Raw genomic sequence first — 12,667 nt, forward strand, 5'->3', positions numbered from 1 at the left:
ACCCAGGCGGCCATGCATCCCATGATCGCGGCAGTGGGAGGCGACGTTGGCGTCGGAGGCGTAGCCCCGACCTACGGATGCCGCCAGTCCTCGTCGCCTTCGGCGTAGCGCTCGCGCTTCCAGATCGGGACTCGCGCCTTGACCTCGTCGATGACGTAGCGACAGGCGGCGAATGCGGCGTCGCGGTGGGCGGCGGTGACGCCGACCCAGACGGCAAGGTCGCCGATCGCGAGGTCGCCGGTGCGATGCACGCAGCGCGCATCGAGGATGTCGAACCGCTCGATCGCCTCGTCCAACACGCGTTCGCCTTCGGTTTCGGCCAGTGCCACGTAGGCTTCGTAATGCAGGCCGTCCACCGATCGGCCGTCATTGTGGTTGCGCACGCGGCCTTCGAACGCCGCGAATGCGCCGGCCCGGGCATCGCCCAGGGCGTCACGCAACGGTGCGATCTCGAATGCTTCCGGTGACAGCGAAAAGCGCGGCATGCCGGTACTCATCCGCCACTCACCGGCGGGATGAAGGCGACCTCGCTGCCCTCCGACAGCGCGTCGTCCCATGCGGCGAATGCGCCTCCCACCGCCACGCGCAACCGCTCGGCCGGCAATGCGAACCCGTGGCGTTCGCGCAGTTCGCCGTAAAGCGCGCGCAGGCTGGCGGCGGCGGAATCGACCGTTTCGTCGGCCACGCCCGCCGCGTCGCGCAGGCTGGCGAAGTACAGCACGGTGACCCGCGTCATCAGCCTGTCCTCCCGAAATCGTGCCGGCCACCGCGCTTGCCCAGCAGCCTCGCCGGCCCAAGCACGATCGCGTGCGACAGCGCCTTGCACATGTCGTAGACGGTCAACGCGGCGACCGTCGCGCCGGTCAGCGCTTCCATTTCGACGCCGGTGCGGTGGGTGGTCTTCACCGCGCACTCGATGCGCAGTTCGCGTTCGCCATGCCAGTCGATGCCGATGCGCACGCCGTCGATCGGCAGCGGGTGGCAGAAGGGAATCAGCTCGTGTGTCCGCTTGACTGCCATGGTGCCGGCGATCACCGCGGTCTCGACAATGCCGCCCTTGGCGCTCCGCAGCCCGCTCGCGCGCAACTGCGCGGCGACGGCAGGCGGGAACTTCACCCGGCATTCGGCGACGGCCTCGCGCGCGGTGACGGCCTTGTCCGAGACGTCGACCATCGCCGGGCGGCCGCTGGCATCAAGGTGGCTGAGTTTGCGGGTGGGCTTCGGTGTCATGGTGGCGGAAGGCGAAGATCGGTCATGGCGATTGTAAGTCGTTGTCCGGGTCGCCCACGTTCTTGTGGGAGCGGCTTCAGCCGCGAGCGTTCCCCGGTGCAATGGCTCGCAAAAACCAGTGCGTCACCTTCCAGAAGCATTCGCGATCCGGATGACGGATCCGCGGCCCCAAAAGCTCGCGGCTGAAGCCGCTCCCACAAAAAGACTTGGCTCGCCGGGCCGATTCTGCGCACTGTTGCAGGGCGCCTTTCACGGCGCGGCAGCCTGGCCAGCGGCTATCCGCCAACCAGGAACATCTCCACATGCCGCCGCGACGCGCCGGCGCGTCCGCGCAGCTCGCTGTAGCGGTCGCCGCGCCCTGTCCACAGCCCGGCGACATGGCCGGCCAGCGCGGCATCGCCACCGCGCAGCCACGGCCGCAGGTCGGCGCCTTCGGCCGCGAACAGGCAGGTGTACAGGCGACCGTCGGCGGACACGCGCGCGCGGTGGCAGTCGCCGCAGAACGGCGCGCTGATCGAACTGACGAAACCGACTTCTCCCGCGCCGTCGTCGAAACCGTAGCGCGACGCGACTTCGCCGCGGTAGTTGGCGTCCAGCGGGTGCAGCGGCCAGCGGGCGTGGATGCGGTCGCGCAGCTGTGCCGACGGCAGCACGCGCCCGGCATCCCAGCCGTTGCAGGTGCCGACGTCCATGTATTCGATGAAGCGCACGATGTGGCCGCTGCTGCGGAAGCGTTCGACCAGCGGCAGCACCTGGTCGTCGTTGACGCCGCGCTGCACGACGCAGTTGAACTTGATGCGCTCGAAGCCTGCGTCCTCCGCAGCGGCGATTCCGGCCAGCACATCGGACAACTGGCCGCGGTCGCCGGACAGCGTGCGGAACAACGCGGGGTCGAGTGCATCGAGGCTGATCGTGATCCTCCGCAGCCCGGCATCGCGCAGCGCGCGCGCCTGTCGGGCCAGCAGCGCACCGTTGGTGGTCAGGGCCAGGTCGTCGATGCCGTCAACCGCCGCCAGTCGCGCCACCAGCTCCGGCAGGCGCTTGCGCAGCAGCGGCTCGCCACCGGTCAGGCGCAGCTTGTGCACGCCCAGTCGTGCGAAGCCGCGCACCAGCGTCTCGATCTCGTCGAACGACAGCCGCGACGCCGCATCCATGCCGTAATCGTCGGGCACGCGATCGGCGGGCATGCAGTAGCCGCAGCGGAAGTTGCAGGCTTCGATCACCGACAGGCGCAGGTCGCGCAGCGGCCGGCCAAGGCGGTCGAGCGGCATCGCCGGTGCGTCCAGAACGGCGTTCATGCCGGCAGTCCCCGCTCCGCTGTCGGCTCGGCCAGTACGACCACTTCGCCCGGCGTGGCGATGCGATGCCCACGCCCCGCCAGCGCCTGGCCGTCGGCGACGCCAGCATAGTGATAGAGGATGCAGCGTTCGAGCAGTTCGTCGGGATACTCGCGCTCGAGGTCGTCGATGCCGCTGTGTGAAGGATTGCCGTGCAGCGCGCAATCGTGCGCGACCAGCTCGCCGGCGTCGGCATGTTTCGCGAGCATTTCCGGGATCGGCCGGGTGTCGCCGCTCCAGACCAGGCTGCCGCGCAGGCGCAGGCCGTAGGCGGTGTCGGGCCAGTGGTGGCGCACCGGGAACACCTCCAGCCGCACGCCGTCGTGCCAGAACGCATCACTTACGGGAACCAGCTGGAACGCGTCCCAGAAGTTCGCGCCGCCCTCGGCGAGCACGTTCGGGTAGTCGCCCACGCGACGGTGCAGCAGCGGCACCACGGTTGCGGGCACGTAGAGCTTCGTCTTGCCGCGGCGTGCAGCGTCGAAATAATCGGACACGAACAGCCGCTCGAAGCCGGCGACGTGGTCCAGGTGCACGTGGGTGACGAACAGCGCGCGCGGCGCCTCGCCGTAGTGTTCGAGATACGCGGTCAGGCCCTCGGCGCCGCAGTCGATGCCGAGCCACGGCGCGCCATCGCGCTCGATGGTGGCCATCGGCGATCCCAGCGCCACCGCCGAGGCATTGCCGACTCCATGGAAGCGCAGCGACCAGGCCATCAGCGCACGTCCATCAGGTCATACCCATGAGATCAGGTCCATCGATCAGATACCGCGATCCCAGTGCTCGTCGTAACCCTTGCGCAGGCGGGCGAAGTCCTCCTCCACCTCCGCCACGCTGCGGTGCCCGCGCTGCTTGAGCAGCGAGCGCTTCAGCCGCGCCAGGTTGCCTTCGCGCCAGCCGGTGGCAGGGATGCGCAGCGTGCTGCGGTCGAAGTCGATCATCCAGCCTTTTCCATCCGCATCGAACAGCAGGTTGTGGGCATTGAGGTCGGCGTGGTCGAGCCCGGCGCGATGGAAGCGCGCGACCAGGCGCCCGGATTCGTCCCAGGGCGCGCTGTGGCCATCGAGCGCAGCCAGGTCGGCCAGCGAGCGCACGTCGAGCAGGCGTTCCATCAGGATCGAGGCGCGATAGAACGAACCCTCGCGCATGTAGCTGGCGGCGATCGGGCGCGGCACGGGCAGGTCCTGCTTGAGCAGGTCGCGCAGCAGCCGGAACTCTGCAAAGCTGCGCACCCGGTCGGCACCGCGCCAGACGTACTTGTCGCGGCTGAACTTCGCCGCCAGGCCACCGCGCAGGTAATGGCGCAGCACGCAGGGCCCGTGGGAGGCATCGATGTACCACGCGCCGCCGCGGCCGCCGTCGCTGACCGGCTGCGCTCGTTCGCCCCAGCCCTTGGGATCGAACCAGCGCGGATCGGCTTGCCGCAGCTGCGTCGCGTCGAACAGAATCGACCCCACACCGCGATCTCCGCGGCCGGCGCGGAACGGCGTCAGGCTTTCGGTAGCATCGAACGCGGCCATCTGGTGAGTCTAACAAGCGCATGCCTTCCGATCCCGTTATTCCGGCCGTTTCCGTTGCGGCCGGCCCCCGCACGATCTGCCTGCTGCGCCTGTCGGCGCTTGGCGACGCCACCCACGTCGTGCCGCTGGTGCGCACCCTGCGCCGCGCCTGGCCGGGTGCGGCGCTGACCTGGGTGATCGGCAAGGCCGAGCATCGGCTGCTGGACGGGCTCGAAGGCGTGGACTTCGTCGTCTACGACAAGCAGACCGGGCTGGCGGGAATGCGCGCGCTGCGCCGGCAGTTCGACGGCCGGCGCTTCGATGCGCTGCTGCAGATGCAGGTGGCCGCGCGCGCCAACCTGCTGTCGGCGTTCATTCCGGCGGCGCGCCGCATCGGCTACGACCGCACGCGTTCGAAGGACCTGCACGGGCTGTTCGTCAACGAACGCATCCCCGACCGCCCGGGAATCCACGTGCTCGACGCCATCGGCAGCTTCTGCGAGCCGCTCGGGCTGAAGCAGGACGCGGTCACCTGGGACCTGCCGGTACCGGACGAAGCGCGTGCTTGGGCGCGGGCGCAATGGCCGGAGGACGGTACCCCGACGCTGCTCATCTCGCCCTGTTCCAGCCATGCCCTGCGCAACTGGCGCGCCGACCGCCATGCCGCCGTCGCCGACCACGCCGCGTCGCGTGGCTGGCGCATCGTGCTGTGCGGCGGCCGCAGCCGGCTTGAACGCGACACCGCCGACGCGATCCTTGCCGCGATGCAGGCGCCGGCACTGGACCTGGTCGGCAAGGACACCCTCAAGCAGCTGCCCGCCCTGCTGGAACGCGCCGACCTGGTGATGACCCCGGACTCCGGGCCCATGCACATCGCCAACGCCATGGGGACCAAGGTGCTGGGCCTACACGCGGCCAGCAACCCGGCGCGCAGCGGCCCCTATTCGGATCGGCGCTACTGCGTGGACCGCTACGACGACGCCGCGCGCAAGTACCTGGGCAAGCCGGCAAGCGCGCTGAAGTGGGGAACGAAGATCGAGCATGACGGAGTGATGGATCTGGTGACTGTCGACGACGGCATTGCCGCGTTCGAACGCTTCGCTGCGACGCGTTAGACCGAGCCAGGTCGGAGTCGCTGGCCGGGCGGCTGGCTGTGGCTGTGGCTGTGGCTGTGGCTGTGGCTGTGGCTGTGGCCGTTGCCGTTGCCGTTGCCGTTGCCGTTGATCTTGACCTTCGGGGCCCCTCCGAAGCGGCGGAGACGGCGGGCAAAACCCCGCAAGGGGCGCCGCACAAGGATGTGCGGCGTTTTTCGCAGGGGCAGGATGCCCCTTCGAAAAATTCCCGCCGGCTCCGCGAACCCGGTGCGCAGCGCCGGGCGCGCAGGCGGGGTGTGTTTCTTTGGGTCACGTTTCTTTGCACAAGCAAAGAAAGGTGACTCGCGCCATCACGGCGCGAAACGCTCTTGATCTTTGACCGCAAAGGCAACTCGCTTCGCTTGCCCCCTTATCCGTCCCCCAATAAAGCACTCGGGGGTAGGTCTTCGGGCGTCTTCCCCTGCAAGCTAGAGAAGGGCTTCCACGAGAACTGCTTCGCGGGCCCCCGCAATGCGCACTGGCATACTCGCGCAACCCCCAGCGTCCCCGAGGAGTTCCACCCGATGGCAGCCTGGTTCACCGTCGTCGCGCCATTCCTGCCCGACATCATCCAGATGGCCAAGCCGATGTTCACGCGCGACAAGGGCGCGGACAAGATCCCGCAGCAGATCAAGGAACTGCAGGACGCGGCGACGCAGAACGCGGACGCGATCAAGCAGCTGGCCGGCGAAATGCAGCGCACGCTGGCGTCCCTGCAACAGGGCGCGACCCAGCTCGAAGCCACCCTGGCGACACTGCAGCAGCGCAATGGCACGCTCGAACGCGAGCTGCGGCACGCGAACCGGCTGTCGCTGGTCGCGGTCACCGTGGCGGTGCTGGCGTTCGCGCTGTCGGCCTACGCGCTGGCCGCCTGAAGCCGGCCGACCTGACGCCCCGGCACGTCCCTTCCCTCACCGAGGAGCGGGCTCAGGCCCGCCGCCCCGCCGTCTTCAAGCCGCGCCGCCGGCCCCGTAGTCCTCGTAGGACTTCTCCTCGACGTAGCTCGAGCCCAGCGCCAGGTTGATTTCCTTCTTGATCCGCGCACGGGTGTCGTTCTCGACGTAGACGCTGCGGGCCAGGCGGATGAACTCGTCGTCGAAGGCCTGCGCCTTCTCCTTGATGCGGATGTCGTCCTCGATCACCCACAGGCGCTCGTTGACCGCCTTCAGGTCGGCGCGCATCCGGGCGATATCGTGGCTGGCCGCCGGATGCGCCATCCAGGTCTTTTCCAGGGCATCCAGCTCGTTGCGGACGTTGGCCAGCTTGGCCGGGTCGGACATGCGCTCGGACTTGATCTGCAGGATGGCGATCTTGTCGAGCAGCTCGCCGAACGACACGGGGACGGAAATCTCGGACATGGGCCCTTCGCGGCTGGGAAAACAGCGCCCAGTGTACCGTCCTCGCCTTGTCCGCCACCGCGGCGGCCCGTATCATTGCGCCCCCGGTCACGGCCCTGCCGTCGGGAAAGTTCCGGAGAGGTGGCAGAGCGGTTGAATGTACCTGACTCGAAATCAGGCAGGCGTTTATAGCGCCTCGGGGGTTCGAATCCCCCCCTCTCCGCCAGATTGCGCAAAGGCCCCCGCATGGGGGCCTTTTCGTGACCGGGGCCGGAAGGCCATGGGATTTCCGAGGAGCCTCAATCCCCGGAATGATCCCGGACCAGGTATTTTTCGCATGCCCCGTGCATCGAAGCCGGAACTGCGGCCCTGTACCCTTCATGGCCATCGGACCAGGCCCCGCCTCCACGCCAGCATCATGTATTTCTTCCTATTTTCCCCGCGGGGGGCCTGCCTCCGTCCTGTTCAGCCTCATCTTCACGTTGTCCGGGACGAGAAGGTTCCCGCCCGCCGCTGCCCGCAGAGCTGCCCATGATCGAGTTCGGACACCTGACCCATGTCGGCCTGCGGCGCGAGCTGAACGAGGACACGTACTACGGCGACAGCGAACTGGGCCTGTGGCTGGTGGCCGATGGCATGGGGGGACACGAGTACGGCGAGGTCGCCAGCGCGCTGGCGCGCGAGGCGATCGTCCGCGAGATCCGCCAGGGCACGCCGCTGCAGCAGGCGATCCGGATCGCCGACGAGGAGATCATCCGCGCCTCGCGCAAGCGCAGCGATTCGCTGCCGATGGGCACCACCGTGGTGGCCGTGCGCATCGCCGGCAACCACTTCGAGGTGGCCTGGGTCGGCGACAGCCGCATCTACCTGTGGCACGAGCGCAAGCTGGCGCAGTTGTCGCAGGACCACAGCTACGTGCAGGAACTGATCTCGCAGGGCACGATCACCGTCGACCAGGCGCGCACCCATCCGCATCGCAACGTGGTGACCCAGGCGCTGGGGGTGACCGATCCGCAGAACCTCAACGTCGAGACCCTCTCGGGCGACCTGCTGCCGGGCATGCAGTTGCTGTTGTGCAGCGACGGCCTCACCGAGGAGGTCGACGACCGCGGCATCTCGCAGGTGCTGGCGCATACCGAATGCAGCGCGCAGGAGTGCGTCGACGGACTGGTGGCGGCGGCGCTCGATGGCGGCGGCTCGGACAACGTCACCGTCGTCCTGGTGCGCCGCCACTGATCTGCTCCCGATGTGGGAGCGGTCATGGACGCGAAGCGTTCGCGGCGTGACGGCGCGGGTGCGTTGTCAGCGGGATGAGGTCAACCAGGGACGCGGCAGGCCTTTGCTACCGGTCCCACACTGCGCTGCCCGCCCTTTTCCGGATCGCCTCCAGCCGTGCCGCATGCGCGGCCAGGTCGGCCTCATCGACGATGACCTCCGGCCGCGGGCCGCGTGCAACCGCACCCAGCGACACGGTGGCATTGCGCGTTTCCACCACGTCCGCACTGCCGAAACCGATCTCGCTCTGCCCGGCGGTCAGGGCCAGGTAGGCCTCGGCCAGCAGTTGCGCATCGAGCAGCGCCCCGTGCAGCTGGCGATGCGAGTTGTCCACGCCCAGCCGCCGGCACAGCGCGTCGAGCGAATTGCGCTGGCCCGGGTAGCGCTGGCGCGCGAGTTCCAGCGAATCGAGCACCTGGAAACGATCGCGGATGCGGCCGTAGTGGTCGCCCAGGCGCGACAGTTCGTGATCGAGGAAGCCGACGTCGAACGCGGCGTTGTGGATCACCAGTTCGGCGCCATCGATGAAGGCCAGGAACTCGTCCGCGATCGCGGCGAACTTCGGCTTGTCAGCAAGGAACTCCAGGGTCAGGCCGGTGACTTCCTGCGCCCCGGGCTCGAACTGGCGCTCCGGATGGATGTACTGGTGGTACGTGCGCCCGGTGGGCCTGCGTTCGAGCAACTCCACGCAGCCGATCTCGACGACGCGGTTGCCCTTCTTCCATTCCAGGCCGGTGGTTTCGGTGTCGAGGACGATCTGGCGCATGCGCGGGAAAGGGAATCCTGAAGTCGGAAAGAAGGCTACAGCATGGTGTTCGCGACGGCCTTGAGCTTGATGGCCTCGTCACGGGCAAGCACGTCGACGCGCTCGTTGTCCGGATCGCCGGAATGGCCCTTCACCCAGCGCCAGTCGATGCGATGGCGCGCAGTCGCGGCGTGCAGGCGTTCCCACAGGTCGCGGTTCTTGACCGGCGCGCCGCCGGCAGTTTTCCAGTTGCGGCGCAGCCAGTTCGGCATCCACTCGGTGATGCCCTGGCGCACGTACTGCGAATCGGTGTGCAGGATCACGCTGCACGGCTCGGTGAGCGTTTCCAGCGCCATGATCGCGGCCATCAGCTCCATGCGGTTGTTGGTGGTCTGCGCTTCGCCGCCGGCCAGTTCGCGCTCGCGGGCGCCGTAGCGCAGCAACGCGGCCCAGCCGCCGGGGCCGGGGTTGCCCAGGCAGGCCCCGTCGGTATGGATCTCTACATGCTTCATGCAGCGGGGATTCCTTCGGGCATCGGCAGCCGTTGGCGCTGGCGCACGGGCGTCAGCGGCCAGGCGCGCTTCTCGGCGCGGATCGCGTAGGCCGCGCGCATCCCCGGCCCGTTCTGTGGCTCGTGCGCCACGCGCACCTGCCAGCGCGGGCCGAGGCCCTGCGAGACCGGCTCCGGCGCGAGCCCGGCCTCGCGCATTCGGCGGCGCCAGGTCAGCGGCTCGGAGGCGCCCAGGCCGGCGCCGCGCCAGTGCCAGCGGTACGGCGCCAGGGGATTGAGTGCGAATACCCACAGCCGCCCGCCCGGCGCGAGCACGCGGGCGCATTCGGCGAACAACCCGCGTCCGGCGCGGCCGCGCGCGGCCACGTGCTGCAGCACGACCACGCCGATCGACTCGCTGGCCAGCGGCAGCGGCAGGCCGCAATGCGCATCGCCGGACCAACCGCCGCCCGAAGCCACCAGATGCAGCCCGTCGCCGTCGACCCGGGTCACCTGTTCGATCGGGCCCAGCCACAGCCACGGCAGCGCCGGGCGCTCGGCCAGGGCGCGCAGGACCGCGGGCCGCTCGCTCTCGAGCAGCGCCAGGCCGGCGTCGGTTCCGAACCAGGCGCGGGGGTTGTCGGGTTGACCGGTGGCGGAAAGCGGGGGCATGGTCGCCATTCTAACGGCCCCGGGAACCTCCCCCCGATGCACCTGCTGCCGCTGCCCGCGTTCGACGACAACTACATCTGGACGCTGCGCGACGAGGCCGGGAATGCCCTGGTCGTCGATCCCGGCGAGGCCGGGCCGGTGCTGTCCGCCGCCGCCGACGGCTTGAAGCCGGTGGGGATCCTGCTGACCCACCACCACCACGACCACATCGGTGGCGTGGACGAACTGCTTGAACGCTGGCCGTCGCTGCCGGTGATCGCGCCGGACGACGAACGGATCACCGTCGCCAGCCGGCGGGTGGGCGGCGGCGATCGGGTCCAGGTGGGCGAATGGGGCTTCGACACCCTCGCCGTGCCCGGCCATACCGTGAGCCACATCGCATTCCACGGCCATGGGCTCTTGTTTTGCGGCGACACGCTGTTCAGTCTCGGTTGCGGGCGCCTGTTCGAGGGTACCCCGGCGCAGATGCTGGACTCGCTCGAAAAGCTGTCTGCCCTGCCCGGCAACACCCGCGTCTGCTGCGGTCACGAATACACGCTGTCCAACGCCGCCTTCGCGCGCGTGGTCGAACCCGACAACCCGGCGCTCATGCGCCGTATCGAGGAAGCCCAGGCGATGCGCCAATCCGGTCGTCCCACCCTGCCCAGTTCCCTCGCCGCCGAATGCGAGGCCAATCCGTTCCTGCGCATCGACGCGCCCGCCGTCCGTGCGGCGATCGTCGGCCAGACCGGCCATCCGATCCACAGCCGGGTCGAAGCGTTCGCCGCGCTGCGGCGCTGGAAGGACGGATTCCGCGCATGACGCGGCCCGCTCCCGCCGCCCGGCGGCTGTCGACCGCACTGGCGGGCCTGCTCGCGCTGGCGGGCGCCCAGACCGCGGGATCCGCGACCCCGCAACCGGCAACGACGGCCGTGGCAACACCGGCCGTGGAATCCGCCGCAACGGCCGCGCCCCCCGCCACCCGCAACGGCCGCGAGATCTATGCCAGCTTCCGTGAGGGCCTGGCCGACCCGTCCTGCGGGCCCGACACCAGCCAGCGCTGGCAGCGGCATTTCGCCGCCGCGCCGAAGCGACTGGCCGAGCGCAACGACGACGTGCTGCCGCTGTTCGGCTACGTGGTCGACGCGCTGCGCGAGGCGCACCTGCCGACCGAATACGCCTTGATTCCGTTCGTCGAGAGCGGCTACAAGCCCGGCGCCCGCAGCGGCTCCGGGCCGGCCGGGCTGTGGCAGTTCATCGCCCTGACCGCGCGCAACCATAAGATCGCGATCCGTCCGGGCTACGACGGCCGCCTGTCGCCGGTCGAATCGACCCAGGCCGCAGTGCGCTACCTCAAGACCCTGCATGGCATGTTCGCCGGCGACTGGCGGCTGGCGGTGATGGCCTACAACGCCGGCGAATACCGCGTGCTCGGCGCACTCAAGCACAGCGGCCAGCGCGCGATGGATGCCGATCCGGAAAAACTGGTCGGCTTGTCCGGGATCACCCGGGCCTACGTGCGCAAATTGCACGCGCTGTCCTGCGTGCTGGACCAGGCCGACGACCGGGAGGAATGGCTGCAGGCCCTCGACCGGCCGGTGGCGGTGCTGGCACCGAAGCCACTGCCCGCAGGGACGTCCAGCCTCGACGCCTGGGCGCGGCAGCACGACCTTGACCCGGCCAATGTACGGCGCATCAATCCGGCCTTCGCGGGTGGCCGCATCGCGAAGGGCAACCGCCCGATGCAGGTCCTCGTCCCGCTCGCGCCGGGCCGCGCGCCTGCCGCGGATCAGGCGACTCAGACCACTACCCTCGCCGACGCCTCCGACGCCATCGTCATCAACCCGCCCGCAGCGGACGCCGATGCAAGAACGGAAACGGCTTCGTCGTCCTCGACCCGCTCGCACACCGTGCAGCGCGGCGACTCGATCTGGCGCCTGGCCAAGCGCTACGGCGTGAGCCGCGCCGAGTTGCTCGAACGCAACGGTCTGTCCGCCGACGACATGCTGCGACCCGGCATGGTGCTGGAGATCGACGCGCCGGTTGCGGCCGCTCCCGCTCCCGAGAGCCTGTCGGCCGTGCCAGAATAGAGCCATTGCTCAACCAGCGAGAACACCATGGGTTTCCTGCAAGGCAAACGCGCCCTGATCACGGGCATCGCCAGCCAGCGCTCGATCGCCACCGGAATCGCCGAGGCGATGCACCGCCAAGGCGCCGAACTGGCCCTCACCTACCAGACCGACAAGCTGCGCTCGCGCGTGGAAGATGCGGCGAAGGAGTACGGTTCCAACATCGTGCTGCCGCTGGACGTGGCCTCCGACGAACAGATCGACGCCTGCTTCACCGAACTGGGCAAGCACTGGAGCGACGGCTTCGACATCCTCGTCCACTGCATCGCCTATGCGCCGCGCGAGGCGATCGGTGGCGATTTCCTTGACGGCCTGACCCGCGAGAACTTCGCCATCGCCCAGGACATTTCGGCCTATTCGCTGGCAGCGCTGGCGAAGGCCGCGCGGCCGCAGATGAAGGGCCGCAATGGCGCGATCCTGACCCTGAGCTACCTCGGCTCGATTCGCGCGCTGCAGAACTACAACGTCATGGGCGTGGCCAAGGCCAGCCTTGAATCCACGGTGCGCTACCTGGCGCTCAACCTCGGCCCCGAGGGCACCCGCGTCAACGCGATCTCCGCCGGCCCGATCAAGACCCTGGCCGCATCGGGCGTGGGCAACTTCCGCAAGATGCTCAGCACCTTCGAGGCCACCGCACCGCTGCGCCGCAACGTCACCATCGAGGACGTCGGCAACGCCGCCGCGTTCCTGTGCTCGGACCTGGCCGCCGGCATCACCGGCGAGGTGACCTACGTCGATGCCGGGTTCAGCGTCGTCGGCATGGCCGGGATCGACTGAAGCTCCGACCGGTCACGGCCGCCAGCAAGGGATACGAAAAAGCCCGGCGATGCCGGGCTTTTTC

Annotated in this window: 16 protein-coding genes and 1 tRNA gene; 7 read left to right on the forward strand and 10 right to left on the reverse strand. The window is 69.1% G+C overall.

The window, feature by feature from the left end; translation table 11 throughout:
* Window positions 1-71 precede the first annotated feature (71 nt).
* From ACTJIL_RS07795 to ACTJIL_RS07820, 6 genes are all read right to left on the reverse strand, one after another.
* Window positions 72-497, reverse strand: a complete 426-nt coding sequence (locus ACTJIL_RS07795; protein ID WP_440754966.1) for a molybdenum cofactor biosynthesis protein MoaE — start codon at window positions 495-497, stop codon at window positions 72-74.
* On the reverse strand, window positions 494-736 hold the full coding sequence (locus ACTJIL_RS07800; RefSeq protein ID WP_440754967.1) for a MoaD/ThiS family protein: 243 nt from the start codon (window positions 734-736) through the stop codon (window positions 494-496). Before ACTJIL_RS07800 ends, ACTJIL_RS07795 begins: the two co-directional genes overlap by 4 nt.
* Window positions 736-1,230 carry a cyclic pyranopterin monophosphate synthase MoaC gene (moaC, locus tag ACTJIL_RS07805; protein WP_440754968.1) on the reverse strand — a complete coding sequence of 165 codons (495 nt, stop codon included), beginning with the start codon at window positions 1,228-1,230 and terminating at the stop codon, window positions 736-738. Before moaC ends, ACTJIL_RS07800 begins: the two co-directional genes overlap by 1 nt.
* Before the next feature lie 275 nt (window positions 1,231-1,505).
* Window positions 1,506-2,528 (reverse strand): GTP 3',8-cyclase MoaA, encoded by a 1,023-nt coding sequence (moaA, locus tag ACTJIL_RS07810; protein WP_440754969.1) that lies wholly within the window; start codon window positions 2,526-2,528, stop codon window positions 1,506-1,508.
* A complete protein-coding gene (locus tag ACTJIL_RS07815) occupies window positions 2,525-3,283 on the reverse strand; it encodes an MBL fold metallo-hydrolase (protein WP_440754970.1) in 759 nt (252 codons plus the stop codon). Before ACTJIL_RS07815 ends, moaA begins: the two co-directional genes overlap by 4 nt.
* Window positions 3,284-3,328: 45 nt before the next feature.
* The gene (locus ACTJIL_RS07820) at window positions 3,329-4,087 is read right to left on the reverse strand and encodes a 3-deoxy-D-manno-octulosonic acid kinase (RefSeq protein WP_440754971.1); all 759 of its coding nucleotides are present in this window, start codon (window positions 4,085-4,087) and stop codon (window positions 3,329-3,331) included.
* A 20-nt stretch (window positions 4,088-4,107) separates the two neighbouring features.
* On the opposite strand from ACTJIL_RS07820, the gene ACTJIL_RS07825 reads away from it, so the two are divergent.
* A complete protein-coding gene (locus ACTJIL_RS07825; RefSeq protein WP_440754972.1) occupies window positions 4,108-5,181 on the forward strand; it encodes a glycosyltransferase family 9 protein in 1,074 nt (357 codons plus the stop codon).
* A 542-nt stretch (window positions 5,182-5,723) separates the two neighbouring features.
* Entirely contained in the window at window positions 5,724-6,074 is a 351-nt protein-coding gene (locus tag ACTJIL_RS07830; RefSeq protein ID WP_440754973.1) for a hypothetical protein, read from the forward strand.
* 75 nt (window positions 6,075-6,149) lie between these two features.
* On the opposite strand, the gene ACTJIL_RS07835 is transcribed toward ACTJIL_RS07830, so the two are convergent.
* The gene (locus ACTJIL_RS07835; RefSeq protein WP_440754974.1) at window positions 6,150-6,557 is read right to left on the reverse strand and encodes a DUF6165 family protein; all 408 of its coding nucleotides are present in this window, start codon (window positions 6,555-6,557) and stop codon (window positions 6,150-6,152) included.
* A gap of 114 nt (window positions 6,558-6,671) precedes the next feature.
* On the opposite strand from ACTJIL_RS07835, the gene ACTJIL_RS07840 reads away from it, so the two are divergent.
* Together ACTJIL_RS07840 and ACTJIL_RS07845 are read left to right on the forward strand one after the other, a co-directional pair.
* Window positions 6,672-6,762, forward strand: a tRNA-Ser gene (locus tag ACTJIL_RS07840).
* 305 nt (window positions 6,763-7,067) lie between these two features.
* Window positions 7,068-7,772 (forward strand): PP2C family protein-serine/threonine phosphatase, encoded by a 705-nt coding sequence (locus ACTJIL_RS07845; protein WP_440754975.1) that lies wholly within the window; start codon window positions 7,068-7,070, stop codon window positions 7,770-7,772.
* Window positions 7,773-7,878: 106 nt separating this feature from the next.
* Here ACTJIL_RS07845 and dnaQ read toward each other — a convergent pair whose 3' ends face one another.
* Genes dnaQ through ACTJIL_RS07860 form a run of 3 tightly spaced genes read right to left on the reverse strand, consistent with a single transcriptional unit; the run spans window position 7,879 to window position 9,718 of the window.
* On the reverse strand, window positions 7,879-8,577 hold the full coding sequence (dnaQ, locus tag ACTJIL_RS07850; protein ID WP_440754976.1) for a DNA polymerase III subunit epsilon: 699 nt from the start codon (window positions 8,575-8,577) through the stop codon (window positions 7,879-7,881).
* A 35-nt stretch (window positions 8,578-8,612) separates the two neighbouring features.
* Entirely contained in the window at window positions 8,613-9,068 is a 456-nt protein-coding gene (gene rnhA / locus ACTJIL_RS07855) for a ribonuclease HI (protein ID WP_440754977.1), read from the reverse strand.
* Window positions 9,065-9,718 carry a methyltransferase domain-containing protein gene (locus ACTJIL_RS07860; protein ID WP_440754978.1) on the reverse strand — a complete coding sequence of 218 codons (654 nt, stop codon included), beginning with the start codon at window positions 9,716-9,718 and terminating at the stop codon, window positions 9,065-9,067. The genes rnhA and ACTJIL_RS07860 overlap by 4 nt, the downstream gene beginning before the upstream one ends.
* A 36-nt stretch (window positions 9,719-9,754) precedes the next feature.
* Between ACTJIL_RS07860 and gloB the strand changes: the two genes are divergently transcribed.
* From gloB to ACTJIL_RS07875, 3 genes are read left to right on the forward strand one after another with little or no spacing between them, the layout of a single operon-like run.
* Window positions 9,755-10,519, forward strand: coding sequence for a hydroxyacylglutathione hydrolase (gloB, locus tag ACTJIL_RS07865; RefSeq protein WP_440754979.1), 765 nt, complete (start codon window positions 9,755-9,757; stop codon window positions 10,517-10,519).
* Window positions 10,516-11,787 carry a transglycosylase SLT domain-containing protein gene (locus ACTJIL_RS07870; RefSeq protein ID WP_440754980.1) on the forward strand — a complete coding sequence of 424 codons (1,272 nt, stop codon included), beginning with the start codon at window positions 10,516-10,518 and terminating at the stop codon, window positions 11,785-11,787. Before gloB ends, ACTJIL_RS07870 begins: the two co-directional genes overlap by 4 nt.
* Before the next feature lie 27 nt (window positions 11,788-11,814).
* Entirely contained in the window at window positions 11,815-12,603 is a 789-nt protein-coding gene (locus ACTJIL_RS07875) for an enoyl-ACP reductase FabI (protein WP_440754981.1), read from the forward strand.
* Window positions 12,604-12,667: the final 64 nt, after the last annotated feature.

Origin of the sequence: Luteimonas sp. 22616, from assembly GCF_052044325.1 — a bacterium.
Lineage (GTDB): Bacteria > Pseudomonadota > Gammaproteobacteria > Xanthomonadales > Xanthomonadaceae > Luteimonas.

Excerpts from the sequence above, each read along its gene's own strand:
- ACTJIL_RS07795 (WP_440754966.1), bottom strand. The coding sequence starts at position 497 with ATGAGTACCGGCATGCCGCGCTTTTCGCTGTCACCGGAAGCATTCGAG.
- ACTJIL_RS07800 (WP_440754967.1), bottom strand. The coding sequence starts at position 736 with ATGACGCGGGTCACCGTGCTGTACTTCGCCAGCCTGCGCGACGCGGCG.
- moaC (WP_440754968.1), bottom strand. The coding sequence starts at position 1,230 with ATGACACCGAAGCCCACCCGCAAACTCAGCCACCTTGATGCCAGCGGC.
- moaA (WP_440754969.1), bottom strand. The coding sequence starts at position 2,528 with ATGAACGCCGTTCTGGACGCACCGGCGATGCCGCTCGACCGCCTTGGC.
- ACTJIL_RS07815 (WP_440754970.1), bottom strand. The coding sequence starts at position 3,283 with ATGGCCTGGTCGCTGCGCTTCCATGGAGTCGGCAATGCCTCGGCGGTG.
- ACTJIL_RS07820 (WP_440754971.1), bottom strand. The coding sequence starts at position 4,087 with ATGGCCGCGTTCGATGCTACCGAAAGCCTGACGCCGTTCCGCGCCGGC.
- ACTJIL_RS07825 (WP_440754972.1), top strand. The coding sequence starts at position 4,108 with ATGCCTTCCGATCCCGTTATTCCGGCCGTTTCCGTTGCGGCCGGCCCC.
- ACTJIL_RS07830 (WP_440754973.1), top strand. The coding sequence starts at position 5,724 with ATGGCAGCCTGGTTCACCGTCGTCGCGCCATTCCTGCCCGACATCATC.
- ACTJIL_RS07835 (WP_440754974.1), bottom strand. The coding sequence starts at position 6,557 with ATGTCCGAGATTTCCGTCCCCGTGTCGTTCGGCGAGCTGCTCGACAAG.
- ACTJIL_RS07845 (WP_440754975.1), top strand. The coding sequence starts at position 7,068 with ATGATCGAGTTCGGACACCTGACCCATGTCGGCCTGCGGCGCGAGCTG.
- dnaQ (WP_440754976.1), bottom strand. The coding sequence starts at position 8,577 with ATGCGCCAGATCGTCCTCGACACCGAAACCACCGGCCTGGAATGGAAG.
- rnhA (WP_440754977.1), bottom strand. The coding sequence starts at position 9,068 with ATGAAGCATGTAGAGATCCATACCGACGGGGCCTGCCTGGGCAACCCC.
- ACTJIL_RS07860 (WP_440754978.1), bottom strand. The coding sequence starts at position 9,718 with ATGCCCCCGCTTTCCGCCACCGGTCAACCCGACAACCCCCGCGCCTGG.
- gloB (WP_440754979.1), top strand. The coding sequence starts at position 9,755 with ATGCACCTGCTGCCGCTGCCCGCGTTCGACGACAACTACATCTGGACG.
- ACTJIL_RS07870 (WP_440754980.1), top strand. The coding sequence starts at position 10,516 with ATGACGCGGCCCGCTCCCGCCGCCCGGCGGCTGTCGACCGCACTGGCG.
- ACTJIL_RS07875 (WP_440754981.1), top strand. The coding sequence starts at position 11,815 with ATGGGTTTCCTGCAAGGCAAACGCGCCCTGATCACGGGCATCGCCAGC.